At 56.2% G+C, this 13,865-nt stretch carries 12 protein-coding genes and 1 pseudogene; 6 read left to right on the forward strand and 7 right to left on the reverse strand.

The features are described from left to right. Positions 1-496: 496 nt before the first annotated feature. Together QM649_RS01070 and QM649_RS01075 are read left to right on the forward strand one after the other, a co-directional pair. On the forward strand, positions 497-1,246 hold the full coding sequence (locus tag QM649_RS01070) for a hypothetical protein (protein ID WP_415197144.1): 750 nt from the start codon (positions 497-499) through the stop codon (positions 1,244-1,246). A 564-nt stretch (positions 1,247-1,810) separates the two neighbouring features. After that, on the forward strand, positions 1,811-2,518 hold the full coding sequence (locus QM649_RS01075; RefSeq protein ID WP_415197145.1) for a DNA methyltransferase: 708 nt from the start codon (positions 1,811-1,813) through the stop codon (positions 2,516-2,518). Between the two features lie 249 nt (positions 2,519-2,767). Here the strand turns inward: QM649_RS01075 and QM649_RS01080 are convergent, their stop codons facing one another. The 6 genes from QM649_RS01080 to QM649_RS01105 form a co-directional block, all read right to left on the reverse strand. Continuing rightward, on the reverse strand, positions 2,768-3,121 hold the full coding sequence (locus tag QM649_RS01080; protein ID WP_415197146.1) for a Fur family transcriptional regulator: 354 nt from the start codon (positions 3,119-3,121) through the stop codon (positions 2,768-2,770). A 439-nt stretch (positions 3,122-3,560) separates the two neighbouring features. Beyond that, positions 3,561-3,794, reverse strand: a complete 234-nt coding sequence (locus QM649_RS01085) for a DUF5666 domain-containing protein (protein WP_415197147.1) — start codon at positions 3,792-3,794, stop codon at positions 3,561-3,563. A gap of 80 nt (positions 3,795-3,874) precedes the next feature. Then, positions 3,875-4,510: a c-type cytochrome gene (locus tag QM649_RS01090; protein WP_415197148.1), complete on the reverse strand. Its 636-nt coding sequence runs from the start codon at positions 4,508-4,510 to the stop codon at positions 3,875-3,877. Then, positions 4,507-6,000 (reverse strand): TolC family protein, encoded by a 1,494-nt coding sequence (locus QM649_RS01095; protein ID WP_415197149.1) that lies wholly within the window; start codon positions 5,998-6,000, stop codon positions 4,507-4,509. Before QM649_RS01095 ends, QM649_RS01090 begins: the two co-directional genes overlap by 4 nt. Continuing rightward, positions 5,997-7,454, reverse strand: coding sequence for a multicopper oxidase family protein (locus tag QM649_RS01100; protein WP_415197150.1), 1,458 nt, complete (start codon positions 7,452-7,454; stop codon positions 5,997-5,999). Before QM649_RS01100 ends, QM649_RS01095 begins: the two co-directional genes overlap by 4 nt. 572 nt (positions 7,455-8,026) lie before the next feature. Further along, a complete protein-coding gene (locus QM649_RS01105) occupies positions 8,027-8,500 on the reverse strand; it encodes a glycoside hydrolase domain-containing protein (protein ID WP_415197216.1) in 474 nt (157 codons plus the stop codon). A gap of 61 nt (positions 8,501-8,561) precedes the next feature. Between QM649_RS01105 and QM649_RS01110 the strand changes: the two genes are divergently transcribed. The 3 genes from QM649_RS01110 (at position 8,562) to QM649_RS01120 (ending at position 12,299) form a co-directional block, all read left to right on the forward strand. Beyond that, positions 8,562-9,821: a phospholipase D-like domain-containing protein gene (locus QM649_RS01110; RefSeq protein WP_415197151.1), complete on the forward strand. Its 1,260-nt coding sequence runs from the start codon at positions 8,562-8,564 to the stop codon at positions 9,819-9,821. A 955-nt stretch (positions 9,822-10,776) separates the two neighbouring features. Beyond that, the gene (locus QM649_RS01115) at positions 10,777-11,448 is read left to right on the forward strand and encodes a cation transporter (protein ID WP_415197152.1); all 672 of its coding nucleotides are present in this window, start codon (positions 10,777-10,779) and stop codon (positions 11,446-11,448) included. 92 nt (positions 11,449-11,540) lie between these two features. Next, positions 11,541-12,299, forward strand: a complete 759-nt coding sequence (locus tag QM649_RS01120) for an ArsR/SmtB family transcription factor (RefSeq protein ID WP_415197153.1) — start codon at positions 11,541-11,543, stop codon at positions 12,297-12,299. A 54-nt stretch (positions 12,300-12,353) separates the two neighbouring features. On the opposite strand, the gene QM649_RS01125 is transcribed toward QM649_RS01120, so the two are convergent. Beyond that, the gene (locus QM649_RS01125; protein WP_415197154.1) at positions 12,354-13,181 is read right to left on the reverse strand and encodes a ZIP family metal transporter; all 828 of its coding nucleotides are present in this window, start codon (positions 13,179-13,181) and stop codon (positions 12,354-12,356) included. A gap of 211 nt (positions 13,182-13,392) precedes the next feature. On the opposite strand from QM649_RS01125, the pseudogene QM649_RS01130 reads away from it, so the two are divergent. Beyond that, positions 13,393-13,828: pseudogene (locus QM649_RS01130) on the forward strand (superoxide dismutase family protein). Positions 13,829-13,865: the final 37 nt, after the last annotated feature.

The following is a 13,865-nucleotide window of genomic DNA, read 5'->3' on the forward strand; positions in this document are numbered from 1 at the left end:
TGACTTTTGCTGTTGTTCTGACTTCATGGAAGCTTCATGTCGCCTAAAGGATTAGAACAGGTGTCCTCGAAAAATTCTTTGCATTCGCCCAGGCCTGTTAGGCTTCTGTTCGGTTTTTGGGGTCAGCAAAAGATTCAAGATGACGCTGAACACAAATCATGTCGACTGCTGCTCGAGGCTGCAATCTCAGTTCACGGTCTTCAGTCCGCTCAACCGGCAGTCCCTTTAAACTCCATATCCTGAGATAGCGGAGACGGGCAACAGTAATGGGGACGGCAGAACCATTCAGTTGGGAAAAGTTGATATTCGGAAAACCACCTGCGAACTACGTTTTACCACGCGATGCATGAGTGAATTTGCCCCCGGAGAACAGACGATCAGAACGTTGATCAAATCCATAGTTTTGCTCCGAGCGCTCGGGCACAAGATCGGGTGATACTCATTCCCGACTTTTGGATTCTCTCCAAATTGGCCCACGGCTTTAAACTGTTAGGTAGTGCAAATTTCTAAGGACCAAACAATTGCCGGCCATCCGGCGCTCACCGTGCGTGCATTCCTGCGGCGCTATCGCTTCTTCGATCTGGATCTCGCAGCTGCCATCGAGGAACTGCATATTGATGAGTCCGAGGCGCGGAACTTCCTACTCGCTATGGAGTCGCTTGGCCTGATCGAAACCTCCAAAGAACATAGCCCGGCATACGAGCCTACCTATTCCATCACGATCAAAGGGAATGCCCTGGCGAATGCTTCGGCGGCAAAACCCATCCGCCGCGCCACTGCGCACCTCGCTTTGGATCTATTCATGACCCGGCTGGCGCGCCTCAATGCAAGCAGGGAATATGTCTACCGTGTCGAGAGCGCGGTGCTCTTTGGCAGTATGCTTGCGGATGCCGACCGGTTGGGCGACGTGAATATCGCCATCGAGCTTGAACCGAAGGTAACAGACAAGGCAAAGCTCGAAGAGTGGTGCAATGCTCGTCGGAAACTCGCGGTTCGGCGAGGAACGCATTTCAACAACACGATGGATTGGATATCTTGGCCCAGGATGGAGGTCTTTCGTGTACTTCGAGCACGCTCCCGCGCTCTTAGCCTGCATGAATGGGATCAGATTACCCGGATTCCAGACGTACACTACCGGATCTTGCTCGGCGACCGCCAACGCATAGCCAGCGCCATTTTGACAGGACAATGTATCGACCCGCCTACGGCAACACGGTCCGTAGGTACTGAGGCAGCATCTGCCTAAATCATATGTTTGCTGCTCTTCTCCTTCGGCTCTCCGTGAAACAAGCAGAAGTTGCTATAGCTGATCGGGCCAACCACCCAACCGCCTAATCGCCTGCGAAGAAGAGGAGATCATCAAGTGCGTTCCTGAGAGATCGAAGCGGCTCGTCCTATCGCGAAGGTATTGCCGAAGGATCGTGTGGTTTCTGTTATCGCTGGGACCACGACGTAATCGAGCGATGAAGAGCCGAGGATTCGATAGCTCTGCTCATCTACCGTTCTTGCCATTTCACTCCTAAGCGTTGGTCCATCGGTCTCTGCGCATCGCCCGGACACTGCTTCGGGTCTGAACCGCCGCCACGTCACCCCGCCAGAACGGGGAGACTCTGCGGACTTCGCGGCTTCTGCTTCCTGCCATGACAGGTTCCGGCTTTCAGAAAATCTTTTCTGCAGCAGACGCAAAAAAGATTTTTTGAACCTTCCGGAAAAGCAGCCGCTCGCCTGGGGAGGCGGGACCCTCGCATAGCTTTGCCCGGTGTGTCCCGGCCGATTTCAGAGGCCTTCGGACCACAAGGAGATTCAAATCATGGCAACTACAACCCAGACACAGCGACTCTCAAATAATATCGTTCACGGCGACTGCATCCACATCATGCGCGACATGCAGGCCGAAAGCATCGATTTCATCCTCAGCGACCCGCCCTACCTCGTGAACTATCGTGACCGCACAGGGCGTAGCATCCAGAATGACTCGAAGGCCAACTGGCTCAAACCCGCAATGATGGAAGCCTATCGCGTGCTCAAGCAGAATCGGGTCGCGGTATTTTTCTACGGCTGGAGTAAAGTCGATGCGTTCTTCGCGGCATGGAAAGAAGCAGGCTTTCAGCCGGTCGGGCACATTGTATTTCGTAAGTCGTACAGTTCGAAAAATAGCTATCTGCGCTATACCCACGAGCAGGCGTTCCTGTTGGCGAAGGGCAAGCCGCCATTACCGAAGCAGCCGCTCATGGATGTCATGGAGATGCCCTATAGTGGCAACAAACTTCATCCTACTCAGAAACCTGTAACGGCATTAGTGCAGTTGATCCGCTGCTTCTCACTCCCCGGAGAGTGCGTTCTGGATTGCTTCGCAGGAAGCGGATCGACATGCGCGGGAGCACTACTCACAGGACGCAAATATGTTGGCATTGAACTCGACAGCGAATACCATCGCGAAGCCACTCTGCGTATGGCTCGCATTCATCAGAGGATCGCCGCAAGGCGATCCTCTGACCCGTCCCTTGCTCCCTCATAAAGAAACAGTCGAAAAAATCGTTATAGATCCTGCTGGCATTCTGCCTGATGCGAGCATATGCGCGGGCACGCTCTGCCTCAAGGCGAGCAATCATCGCCTCTACTGTTCCCACGTATCTTAATCCAGTGAGTACGGTCCAGATCGCCGCCCGGAAGATTCCACTTTACTCCGGCTCGTGCTGGCAGGCGATGCCCTTCCTCTCAGGTATGTTTGGGAACACACGCCGCGCAAAAACCATGCAGAAGCAGTTCATGGCCGACAACGAGGAAAGCCACGCGGGATTTTCGGTAGAATCTTCGGAACGCATCCTTCTAACTCATAGACCTTGCGGCAGGCCTGACAGAGGAAATGATGGTGGTGTTCCTTGCCAGAGCGCTCGTAGCGCGGCGTTTCGCCAGGCAACTGCACGACCTCTAGCCATCCATCCTCCGTCAGTATCTTGAGGTTGCGGTAGACAGTTGCAATGCTGAGATCAGGAACGCTGCGTTTAGCGTAGGAGAGAATCTCCTCCGCCGAGATGGGACGATCCGTCTCGACAAAGGCCGCGCGAATGGCATCCTTCTGAGGGGTATTTCTTGTTTCTACTTTTGCCTCGGATTTCATTCTGAGATTTCCTTTCGTTGAGGCAGGGGCGGCGGGCGGACAAGTTCGAGGCGAATCATAAACAGTGCCTGCCGATGTGATAGCTGAAAGACGACGAGATCTTGAAGGCTGTTGGGAGATATAGCCAGAACCGCGTCCGGAGAAACCGTCGCCGTGTACGCCACAAAAAATAAAATGCAGACAAAATGATGCTGGGTATCAGAAGCGTGGTGGCTGGGCCGGCCTCGACGGTCATAAAAGCGAGCAGCATGACGCAAAGCATCGCGGTTAGCAGCTTACCGAAATGCAGACTTGTCCGGCTCACATATTGATGCTATCGAATAGCCAGATCGAGCGAAGGCAGGTCGTGGAAGAGTCGTAATTCAAGAGAGGCCCTCACCGTCGGTCCGCCAAGCCCGTCATGCGGATGGACCAGATCGTTTCCGGCTCCACATCGGACTCAGTGCGTCACCTCGCTGAATTCGACCGTGTGCGCCTGTAGAGCGCCGCTCATCTTCATGGCATGAATGACGACACGATCGCCCACCTTCAGGTCGGATCGTGCAGCGGCCGTTTTATTCTTCTCGTAGGTTGTAGTGTCGGCTAGCACAACTGCCACACTCTTGTTGTCCGTAGTCTTGACGGTGACCGACTTGTCCGTAAGGGTTGTAATCACTCCAATGACATGAATCATTCCTTCATGTGCGCGAGCAATCGAAGGGATGCCGGTGAGAAGCAAAGCTGCAAGAGTCAGAAGCAGAGTGCGCCGTTTCATTATTGATCTGTTCCTTTCGGATGGTTGTGAGATTGTGACTGTGAAGAAGATCCGCCATTGAGGAAGTCATCCTCCTGCTGTTCCTCCTCGATTTCGTCCGGCGTTTTAGGGTTGAGTTTTTTCATCTCCAGTTCCTCGTTCTCGATAAGCGCTGGAAGATGACGGATGAAGACCACGAGTTTCCATGTGGCAAGGTCGTTATCGCTCGGCTCTCCGAAGGCGGGCATTCCACTCAGCCTCACACCGTTCTGAATGGTGTAGTAGAGTTCACCGTCCGACATGCGCTGTGTATTCTGCAAGCGCATATCGGGCGGACGTGGGTATAAGCCTCTCCCGAACATTGTGTCGCCGCTTCCGTTGTTTGCATGGCAGACGGCGCAATGGTCTGCCCAGTGCGCCATCGCTTCATGGAGCGCATCCGGCGTTGCAGCAATCGGATTTTTCATGGCCTTGTAGCGCGACGGGATCGCCATCTCACGCATGGAGGTCGCAAGCGAGGTTTCGGCTATCGATGGCCTGTCGCGGGCGCTGAATCCGCGGCGGATCATCCGGTTAAAGAACACCAGGCCGCCGAGTAGCAAGAGCATAAGGATGACGGAGAAAGCCGTAAATATCCTATGATGGGATTGACTCATTCTTGTCCCTCCCCTGTGCCGTGCGGACTGGGAATAGTCCCCGCAGTGCCGCTCGGAGCGGGCACACCGAGTCCGCCGCTCAACGTGAAGTTCTGAAGGGCGACCGCGCTGCGCCAAACGTCGTGTAGCGCCATTAGGTATGCCATCCTCAGCTGGAAGAAGGTGCGCTGTGAGACCAGTACCTGCGGATAGGCCTGAGCCATCTCTTGATACTTCTGTAAATAGAGTCGATAGGCCTTGTCGGCCCGGGGCAGAAGCTCCTTCTTGTAGCGATCGGCCTCGAACCGCGCACTCTCGAACGACTGCGCAAACGGCGCTGCCTGTTGCCGCAGAGCAAGCTGTTCGCGCAATACGTCTTGGCGAGCGCGCTCAACGTCTACAGTGGCTGCGCCAACATTACCCTGATTACGATTCCAAAGCGGAAGATCGATGCCGGCGCTGGCAAAGCTCTGGGCTCCGACCGGCTTCATCGGGTTTGTACTGACCTGCTCTCCGTTGTACTGCTCGCCGGCGCGAAGCTGAAGATCCGGAATAGTTTCCCGCTTCGCATCCTTCAGGCGTGCCTCGGCGACCGCGACCTCCTGCTGTGAGCGCTTGATGGTGGGACTGTTGGCAACAATCGCCTCAACCATCTGCACGGCGTTCAGGTCAGGCGTTTTTTCAAGATCGCCCTGCAAAGGACAGATAGGAACTTCCGGCCTGCCGGAGGTTGCAGCGAGAATTTGGAATGCCTGAAGGTAGTTCCTCTGCGCCTTGGCATAATCGACCTTCGCCTGTTCCGCTTCAACTTCGGTCTGAAGAATGTCCGGCTCGTCTGCCTGTCCTACGTTCGCAAGTTGGTGGACCGTCTGAACAGCATCTAGCGCAATGCCAAGGAGTTGTTGACGTATGCGAACGGCTTCCTGCGCGGTCAACGCATCGTAGAAGGCTTGTTCGATGTCGCCGTGCACACGATAGGTCTGTTCCGCGATGCCGATCTGGTCCGTTTTCTGTTGTTGCTGATAGATGTCGCGGCGCAATCCGAGCTTGCCACCGAGGATAATGGTCTGCTGAACGAAACCGCCCTGCTCACCACCGCCATAAGAGCCGCCTCGGATCTGGTCGCCCTCATAGCCGATGGAGGGATTCGGATAAAGGGCAGCCTGCCGCGCCTGTTGCTGTGTGAGCTCGACCTGTTCCTTCGCCTGTTTCAGCGTTGGATTATTCGCGTCTCCCAGCTTGAGGAAGTCTTCCAAGCCCATGGCTGGCCGTCCGACAACCTGTTTCAGTAATTCTGGTGCAGGCATGCTCGTCTGCATTTGCGAGGGTGCCTGTTGCGACTCTTTAGGTGGTTGCTGATCCGTCGGAGTGCATCCGGGCATGACCATGCCTTCCATGCAGGGCATAGCTTGATTCTGGTCTCCGGATGCTGCGGAACTCTGCCCCAGCGCCATCGAGATAGAAAGGCCCAGGGTGCTCACAAGGAAAACAAAAGCGTCTCTCGGCTTCATGCGCGCTCCAGTATGCTTGCGTAGGGATCGTGGGGGCGATTGGCGGTCTTCATGCGACGAATCACCTCGTTGTATTTGTCGGGCGGCAGCACGCGAACGAAGGTCATCATGCCTTGCATGTAACCGCTCCAGCCGGACCGAAGGCCATAATTCTCAGGCCGTTCGACAGCACGATCCATCGCCATCATCGGACCTTCCATGTAGGCGTCCTGCGGGAAGTTGGGAACGCGACCGGCATTCTTGGCAATCTCTCCGTGCATATCGGACATGTCCATTCCGGGCATCGCCTGCGTCGCCATCTGCGGAGAGAAAGGACCGTTGGTGGTTGCCGTATTGCTGTCATTGCCGACACCGCCGAGGCCGTGTCCGAGAGCGGGGCCGTATTCGTCACCGGTTGGAGCTCCCGCGTTTCCCTGGGGCATGCCCATCGCTGTATCCATATCGGTGCTCGCAGGAATGCCTGCCGTGCGCGTCATCTTTCCTGCGACTGAGGACATCTGGTTCATCATGTGATGAGGCAGATGGCAGTGAAGCATCCAATCACCGGGATTGTTGGCGACAAACTCAACGTCGCGAGCCTGGCCAACACCAACCAGCACAGTGTTGCCCGGCCACCACGCCGACTCCTGAATGCGGCCGCCCTCTGTGCCCGTTGTGTAGAAGGTATGTCCATGCAGGTGCATAGGATGATGATCCATACCCATGTTCACGAAGCGAATCCGGACGCGATCTCCAAGCTTCACAATGAGCGGGGTGTTCGCCGGGCCTGCCTTGCCGTTAAGGAGCAGCCAGTTGTACTCCATGTTCATCGTGTTCGGAACGGTGTTGTTTGGCAGGACCGCATACTCCTGAAGATGAATCAGGAAATCCTTGTCGCAGTGCGGCTGATATGGGTCTTTGGGGTGCATGATGACTGCGCCTAGTAGCCCCGCCATCTCCTGCATCGCCATGTGAGAGTGGTAGAAGTACGTGCCTGACTGGTGAATGTCGAACTCGTAGACGAAGCGCCCTCCAGGTTTCGTTGTGGTCTGGCTGATACCTGGCATTCCATCGTTGGCAATGGTGTCCTCAAAACCATGCCAGTGCATCGAGGTTGATTCTGGCAGGTGGTTATCGAAGATGATGCGGATGTGATCGCCCTGATGGACCTGGATGGTTGGCCCCGGCGCGCTGCCGTTGAAGCCCCAGAGGTCGATGGTCTTTGTCGGATGAATCTGCCGTTTGATCGGCTCAGCAACAAGGTGGAAGACCTTGGTATTGCCGTCCATCGTGTACGGCAGATCACCAATATCCGTAGTCACTACCGGTACATTGAATACCGGTCCGGATAGAAAATGGCGCAGCGGATGGGAGGCACTTGCGCGTTGTCCAGCCTGGCCAAAGGCCCTAGCGGAAGCCAGCCAAGCAGCGCCCAGCCCCAGAGTGCTATGGAGAAAGGTACGACGATTGTTCATGATGTCCTCGGTTCGAGAGGCTTCCGCAACATAAGGCGAAAGCAGCCACGTCAGCAGAACGACGGAAGCCCGCACTGTGATCCGATAGCGGAAAGAAAACAGCACAAGCTGCCAATGTTCTAAGGCATGGGCACGGAGGACCGAGGACTAGATACGGAGGGCCAGGAAGAGGGGAGGGCCAGATTCAGTGAGACGCGGCGGCAGGGCTCTGTCGATCGAGTGGACGGAAACCGCACCAGTTTCAAACACTGGAACGGGCTGAATGACACTCCATTCCAGAAGAAGTCTCAGCTGACTGGTCGGGAGATTCGCATCGACTGTCTGCTTGCAGAGCAGGTGTGCGCAGCGTGAGGATGCCGTCAAATTGGCGTGGATGGAACTTGAATCGTCCTGTCGGTCCATCTGGGCGCAGTGCATGTGCATGTGCTCTGTTGCAGTGTGTTCTGTAGAACCGCAAATTGGGCACACATGATGCTGGACTGAGCTGGCGCAGGCAAGGTCGCAGACCTCAGCCCACGACGTCCCCGCCATGAAGAGGAGCCCCAGCAACACCGCCAATACGCCTTTCAGCCTCATGCCGTCATCATAACTCGAATTTGCCACCGACCTTGGACTCTGAAGTGTTCCGGAGGAATTGGCTTTCCAGGAGGGAGCAAACAGAGACCCCTCGACACCTTCCGAAATTGCGAGCGTGCTCCTGCTCCCTCAAATGTAAAGATCACGCCCGAGTATGGGGCATGCAGATGGATGGTTACACTCGAAAAGACCGGGCTGACCAATTCATACGCCAAGCTGGCCGGATCGACGGAGTAGAAGCCCATCATGCTCAGGACCGCCCAGGATGACATTTCGTCGCAGTCATCGTTTCCGGGGATACCATCCGGAGTGTCCAGATAGTTCTCCTCAAGGACGCGACACACCACTCGGTGGGTCACCCACGACTCGTCTGAAAAGTTGAACCCGAAGGGCGCCTCAAGGCCGGTTTCGTTGTAGGGATTGTGGTACTGGCCGTACCATCCCGGCTCCCTGTAACTGCAGCTCCAAATTCATAGTAACGCTAATGGCAGAGCGTTAGTATTAGAACATCAAACCACCAGGAGATACGAGATGTTTCTGCGTTGGCTATATTTGCCGGTCAGTGTCCTTTCGCTGGGATTCTCCATGGCGCGCGCCCAGACTCATGGTCCAGGCGCGTTAAGGGAGTTCGAGATCGTGGAGAGTGTGCCGCAGGCAACAAGCTATGGAGAGCCCGGCATTCGGCGGACGCCGACCGTATGGCTCGAAATGATCAAGGGCGCGAAGACTTCCATCGACGTCGCCGCTTTTTACATTACCGACAAGCCGGGCAGTGCGCTTGCCCCGGTACTCGATGCGCTCACTGAGCGTGCAGCCAGCGGTGTGAAGGTTCGCCTCCTGGTCGACCAGAGCTTTCTGAAGACCGATCATGTGGATGTTGACCGTCTGCGCAAGGTGCCAGGAATCGAAGTGCGCGTGCTTCCGGCCGATACTCTGACCGGCGGAGTGCTGCACGCGAAGTACATGATTGTCGATGACCGGAGCGTCTTTGTCGGCAGCCAGAACTGGGACTGGAGGGCCCTTGAGCAGATTCATGAGATTGGCGCACGCATCGACAACACGCGCTTTGCCGAGACTTTTGCATCGGCTTTTGATTTTGACTGGCAGATCGCCGGCGACCCCAGCCTTCCCAAAGCGGCCTCAGCGGCTGTGAAGCCTCCTTCGTTTGCGCCGGTGACCGAAGAAGATCCGGTTCTGCTGGACAGCAAAAGTGCCGAGCCTCTGATTGCCTTTCCCGCCTTCAGTCCGCCCTCATTAATGCCGAACTGGCTGACCTCGGAGGAAGCGGCCCTGGTGCAGATGATTCATGCCAGCCGCAGGGAGCTTCGCATCCAGGTTATGGCTTTTTCGGCGTTTCATCAGTACGGTCCAAAAGGATGGTGGACGGAACTCGACGGTGCGATACGCGATGCCGCCGCGCGCGGGGTTCAGGTTCACATCATCGTTGCCGACTGGGCGCTGCGCGAGCCGATGCAATCGTATCTGAAGAGCCTCGCTGCATTGCCGAACATTACAGTCAAATTCAGCCATATCCCCGAGGCTCCTGAGGGGTTCATTCCTTATGCCCGCGTCGAGCACGCCAAATATGCGGTCGCGGATGGCCGCACCGTCTACATCGGGACCGGCAACTGGGAGTGGAGCTACTTCCATACCACCGTGGATGCTTCGGTCTTCGTGCAGGGCGCAGGGCCGGCAAAAACACTCACTGACATCTTCGACCGCGATTGGAACGGTACATATGTCACAACACTTGAGCCGGGAAAGCAGTACACCGAGCCTCATACGCATTGAGCAGGAATGCATCCTGCAATGAACATGATCCTCTGGTCTATCCGGCGATCTCTTTATCAGCGCGCAGCCAGCCAACGAGAAAAAGCCCAGCGACCGCCAGGCAAAGCATGAGTACCACTTGCCAGATCTGGCCTCGCTCGACCATGTCGCCTTGGGGGCTGACCTTCTGGCACTGCCTGCGATTCATATCGCAGAATATTGTATTCGTTGCAAATTTCCTCATCGAAGGGCGCAGCCTCGTAACCCGCTGAATAACGTGAATTCAGCTGCACCGATGGCCAACCCCAGCTCGCCCTACTTCGGGAGACCCGTTTCGCTCATTTTCACTCAATAGTGCTGGCCCGCTGCCCAGTCCGCATGCGGGTGCCGGAAATCACCATTTCGAACTGCGGGCACATTTGCATTCTGAGTGCGAGCGATGGCAGCGGTAGTTTTCCAGGTTCGCGCGGACGATCTTGGTAATTTGGGCGGAACATCGATTTGGCTGCAATTGACGTCCAAGGGAAGTGACAGAATAATCGATGCTATGCAGCGAAGGATGCGTCATCGCCGATGGGCAGGTTTGTTGACGGCGACGATTCTGCTGCTTGCAATCCTGTGCGCGATGACCGTCGTGGTCATTCATGTCCATCTGCCGTCGGAAGGTTCCAGTGAGTCGCACTGCGCTCTGTGTCTGCTGGGAACAACGCTGGTAGCTGTCGTATCAGCTGTTAGCCTGGTTTTCTCCTGGCGACGTACCTTCCTCATCGCATCGCCTGGCGTCCCGCGCCTTCAGTCCATCCGATTCGTCGTCCAATCGATTCGACCGCCACCCCCAGAGCGGTTTCTTTCTTCAGCCTGCCCTCTCGCAACGCTGAGCTAATCTATCGACGACAGGGTTTCCATTTTCATCCTTCTTGCGCAGATGCTCCAGGCGCGAGGGTTTTCCCATACTGATGGGCATAAAGGAAGCGTCATGGCTGAAGTTTCGCCCCATTCGGATCGCGCATCGCTGGCGCGGCGTGGGAGTTACCTCGAAATCCTTACGATTGTCTGGGCGATTGCTGAGTCGTCGGTTGCGCTGGTCTCTGCCTGGCGGTCCGGCAGTATTTCGCTTGCCGGTTTTGGTTTCGATTCGCTGATCGAGGTAGTTTCGGGCGCCACCCTGATGTGGCGAATGTCACATGAGATGGAGCCCCAGCGCCGTCACCAGGCCGAACACATCAGCCTGCGTATTGCGGGAGCCTGTCTTTTTGCTCTCGCTGCATATGTCGGTGCGGAAGCTGTCTTCAATCTGGTCCAACACCGGCTTCAGGAGACAAGCTGGAGCGGTATCGGGATCACGGCGGCAGCCGTGATCTTCATGCCGTTGCTCTCCCGGGCCAAACGGAAGGTCGGCGAGGCGCTTGATAGCGCCGCGATGATGACGGATGCGCGCCAGACGGACTTCTGCATGTACCAGGCGGTCATCGTCCTGTTCGGACTGGCGGTTCACACAGTGTTTGGCATCGCGCGGGCTGACAGCGCCGCTGCTCTGGTGATGGTCCCATTTTTGGTGCGATCCGGCATTTTGTCGCTGAAAGGTGAGGCCTGCTGCATGCACCACTCTCACCCGCACCACCATGAAAATAAGGTGCAAGCTACATAGAATCAGTGGATTGAGCCATGCCTTGTGTGAATATGGCAAATATCAATTAAACACTTGCACGATTGTGCAAGTGTTGCTATATTTCTCTTGTGATGATTGAGACGAAACCCGCCTGTTCTCACGAAAGCCATTCCCCACGGCGACTTCATCTCCCGGTGAACGACCCGGCCATCGAGCGCACCGCCCGGATCTTTCGGGCGCTCGGAGAGGCAGCGCGAATTCGCCTGCTCGCCCGGTTAACCCAGGGAGAGGCCTGTGTGACGGAACTGGCGGAGCTCGAAGGTGAGTCCATCACCGTCATCTCACAACGGCTTCGCGTCCTCCGTGCCGACAACATCGTCGGCCGCCGGCGGGATGGAAAGCACATCCTGTACTACCTGGCTGACCAGCATGTCCTCGACCTTGTCTTCAATGGTCTGGCACACGCCTCCGAGCAGCCACGCTCCATACCTGCAACACCCAATTCGCGCCTTCTGGCGCTCTTTCGAGGGAAATTATCTATGTCGAATCACAAGATCCACGAAGACCATACGCATCAGCATGGCAAGGATTGCGGCCACACAGCAATCGTGCATAACGACCATACCGACTACCTTCACGACGGACACATGCATTCACTACACGAAGGACATGTCGATGAACATACGCTCGACGTGAGTGCTACCAACCCAGCAGACTGCACGAACGGCCACAAATGCGATGGGCACGATGCCCAGCACAAGCATGGCGAGAATTGCGGCCACGAGGCGATTCCCCACGGCGATCACGTCGACTACCTGGTGAACGGGCATCTTCATCATCCCGATGGCGACCACTGCGACAATCACGGCAAGGTTCAGCTCGCCAACTAAAAAAGGCCCAAGCAGGCTTGATAGAGGTGAAAGCTTCAAGGCTTTCACCTCTTTTTATTGCCAGCGGCCAATCAGCAGGTTTGCGCCATAGATGATCGCAGCCCCAAGCGCCACTAGAAGAAGCAGAATTCTGCGCGACCCCTTGCAGTGTCGGACCTCCGGCAGGAAGTCGCTCGCAGCCATCTGAATGAAGAATCCGGAAGCGAGCGCCAGAAGCAGAACCGAATTCTGAAGCGAAGAGAACCACCATACTGCGGCAAGCCCGCCCGCCAAGGGTGCAATTGCGTCCAGAATGAGAAAGAGATGGTCCGTTCTGGTCGGTTTCTCGCCGCCCGTCGTCAGCAGAACAGTGTTCATCCCATCTCCCAGGTCATGAGCCGCAATGCCCATTGCCACCGCGTACCCGGCGGGATGCGATGCTACATATGACGCTCCGATCGCCATGCCATCCCGGAAGCTGTGAAAGATCAGCATGGCGCCGGCAACCCGGCCAGCGCTCTTGCGCGCTGCGCGACTTCCGTGTCTCACACTCAACGCGTCCAGGCAGTTTTCAATACCGAAGAACAAGAGCAGCGAGACCAGCGTCAGGGACAAAACCTTTGCGGGGGAGGACCCCGCTGGACCAGCCAGCATGATCGCTTCCGGCATCAGGTCGAGAAAGGCAGCCCCAAGCAGAAGCCCCGCTCCGCCTGCGATCAACATGTTGGTATAACGCCGAAAACGCACGGCAACCAGACCGCCGACAAGCGTCGAAGCAACGGGGAGAGTGAGCAGCAGACCGGGGAATAGCAAAATTGACCTGTCCTTAGTTATTGCAACTATATTCTCAATAGTAAACGCTTGAAGCAGGATTGGCACAGACAGGTCCATCCAGCGATACAACGCTGTGGCTCTCACGCTGTGCCTATTGGTTCTGGATCGGAAGAGCAGTGATACGATTTCGTTGTCGCAACTGCCATAACCCGAGCAGTACCGCATTGGGTAGTGCTGGGCGCCTGCAGGTTCACAGCCAGAAGGGAGATTTCTCATGTCACGAAAATCGCTGGTAGTAGCTCTTTCATTCTTGGTCTGGACAGGAATCATTTCTGCTCAGATGGCTCCGGAAACCCGCACCAGCAGTCTCAAGGGAGCGAATGGCCAGGTGACCGGTCAGATCACGGTGACAGCAGCCCCCAATGGTGTCATTCTTCGTGTCGAAGCCAAGGGACTCCCACCGGGATGGCACGGCATGCATTTTCATGAGAAGGCCGATTGCAGCGATGCGGCCTTCAAAGACGCCGGTTATTCATGGGCTGCTCAATGCGGACGCGAATGACGACGGAGATCTTCCGAACCTCTATGTCAATGCCGATGGCTCAGCGACCGTAGAGTTCTATTCGACGTTGGTTTCTTTGAATGCCGGCGGTACTCACCCGGCGCTTCTCGATGCTGACGGTTCGGCGTTAGTCATTCACGCGAACCCTGATGACTATAAATCGCAGCCGATCGGTGGAGCGAGAGCGCGTATTGCCTGCGCCCCGATTCAGTGAGGGCAAAAAACTGAGAACGGAGGCCTCCGCTCTTCTG

The sequence above is a fragment of the Silvibacterium sp. genome, assembly GCF_047605705.1.
Lineage (GTDB): Bacteria > Acidobacteriota > Terriglobia > Terriglobales > Acidobacteriaceae > Silvibacterium.

Bases quoted from the DNA above. Each gene is read 5' to 3' on its own strand.
- QM649_RS01075 (WP_415197145.1), top strand. From the start codon at position 1,811: ATGGCAACTACAACCCAGACACAGCGACTCTCAAATAATATCGTTCAC.
- QM649_RS01080 (WP_415197146.1), bottom strand. From the start codon at position 3,121: ATGAAATCCGAGGCAAAAGTAGAAACAAGAAATACCCCTCAGAAGGAT.
- QM649_RS01085 (WP_415197147.1), bottom strand. From the start codon at position 3,794: ATGATTCATGTCATTGGAGTGATTACAACCCTTACGGACAAGTCGGTC.
- QM649_RS01090 (WP_415197148.1), bottom strand. From the start codon at position 4,510: ATGAGTCAATCCCATCATAGGATATTTACGGCTTTCTCCGTCATCCTT.
- QM649_RS01095 (WP_415197149.1), bottom strand. From the start codon at position 6,000: ATGAAGCCGAGAGACGCTTTTGTTTTCCTTGTGAGCACCCTGGGCCTT.
- QM649_RS01100 (WP_415197150.1), bottom strand. From the start codon at position 7,454: ATGAACAATCGTCGTACCTTTCTCCATAGCACTCTGGGGCTGGGCGCT.
- QM649_RS01110 (WP_415197151.1), top strand. From the start codon at position 8,562: ATGTTTCTGCGTTGGCTATATTTGCCGGTCAGTGTCCTTTCGCTGGGA.
- QM649_RS01115 (WP_415197152.1), top strand. From the start codon at position 10,777: ATGGCTGAAGTTTCGCCCCATTCGGATCGCGCATCGCTGGCGCGGCGT.
- QM649_RS01120 (WP_415197153.1), top strand. From the start codon at position 11,541: ATGATTGAGACGAAACCCGCCTGTTCTCACGAAAGCCATTCCCCACGG.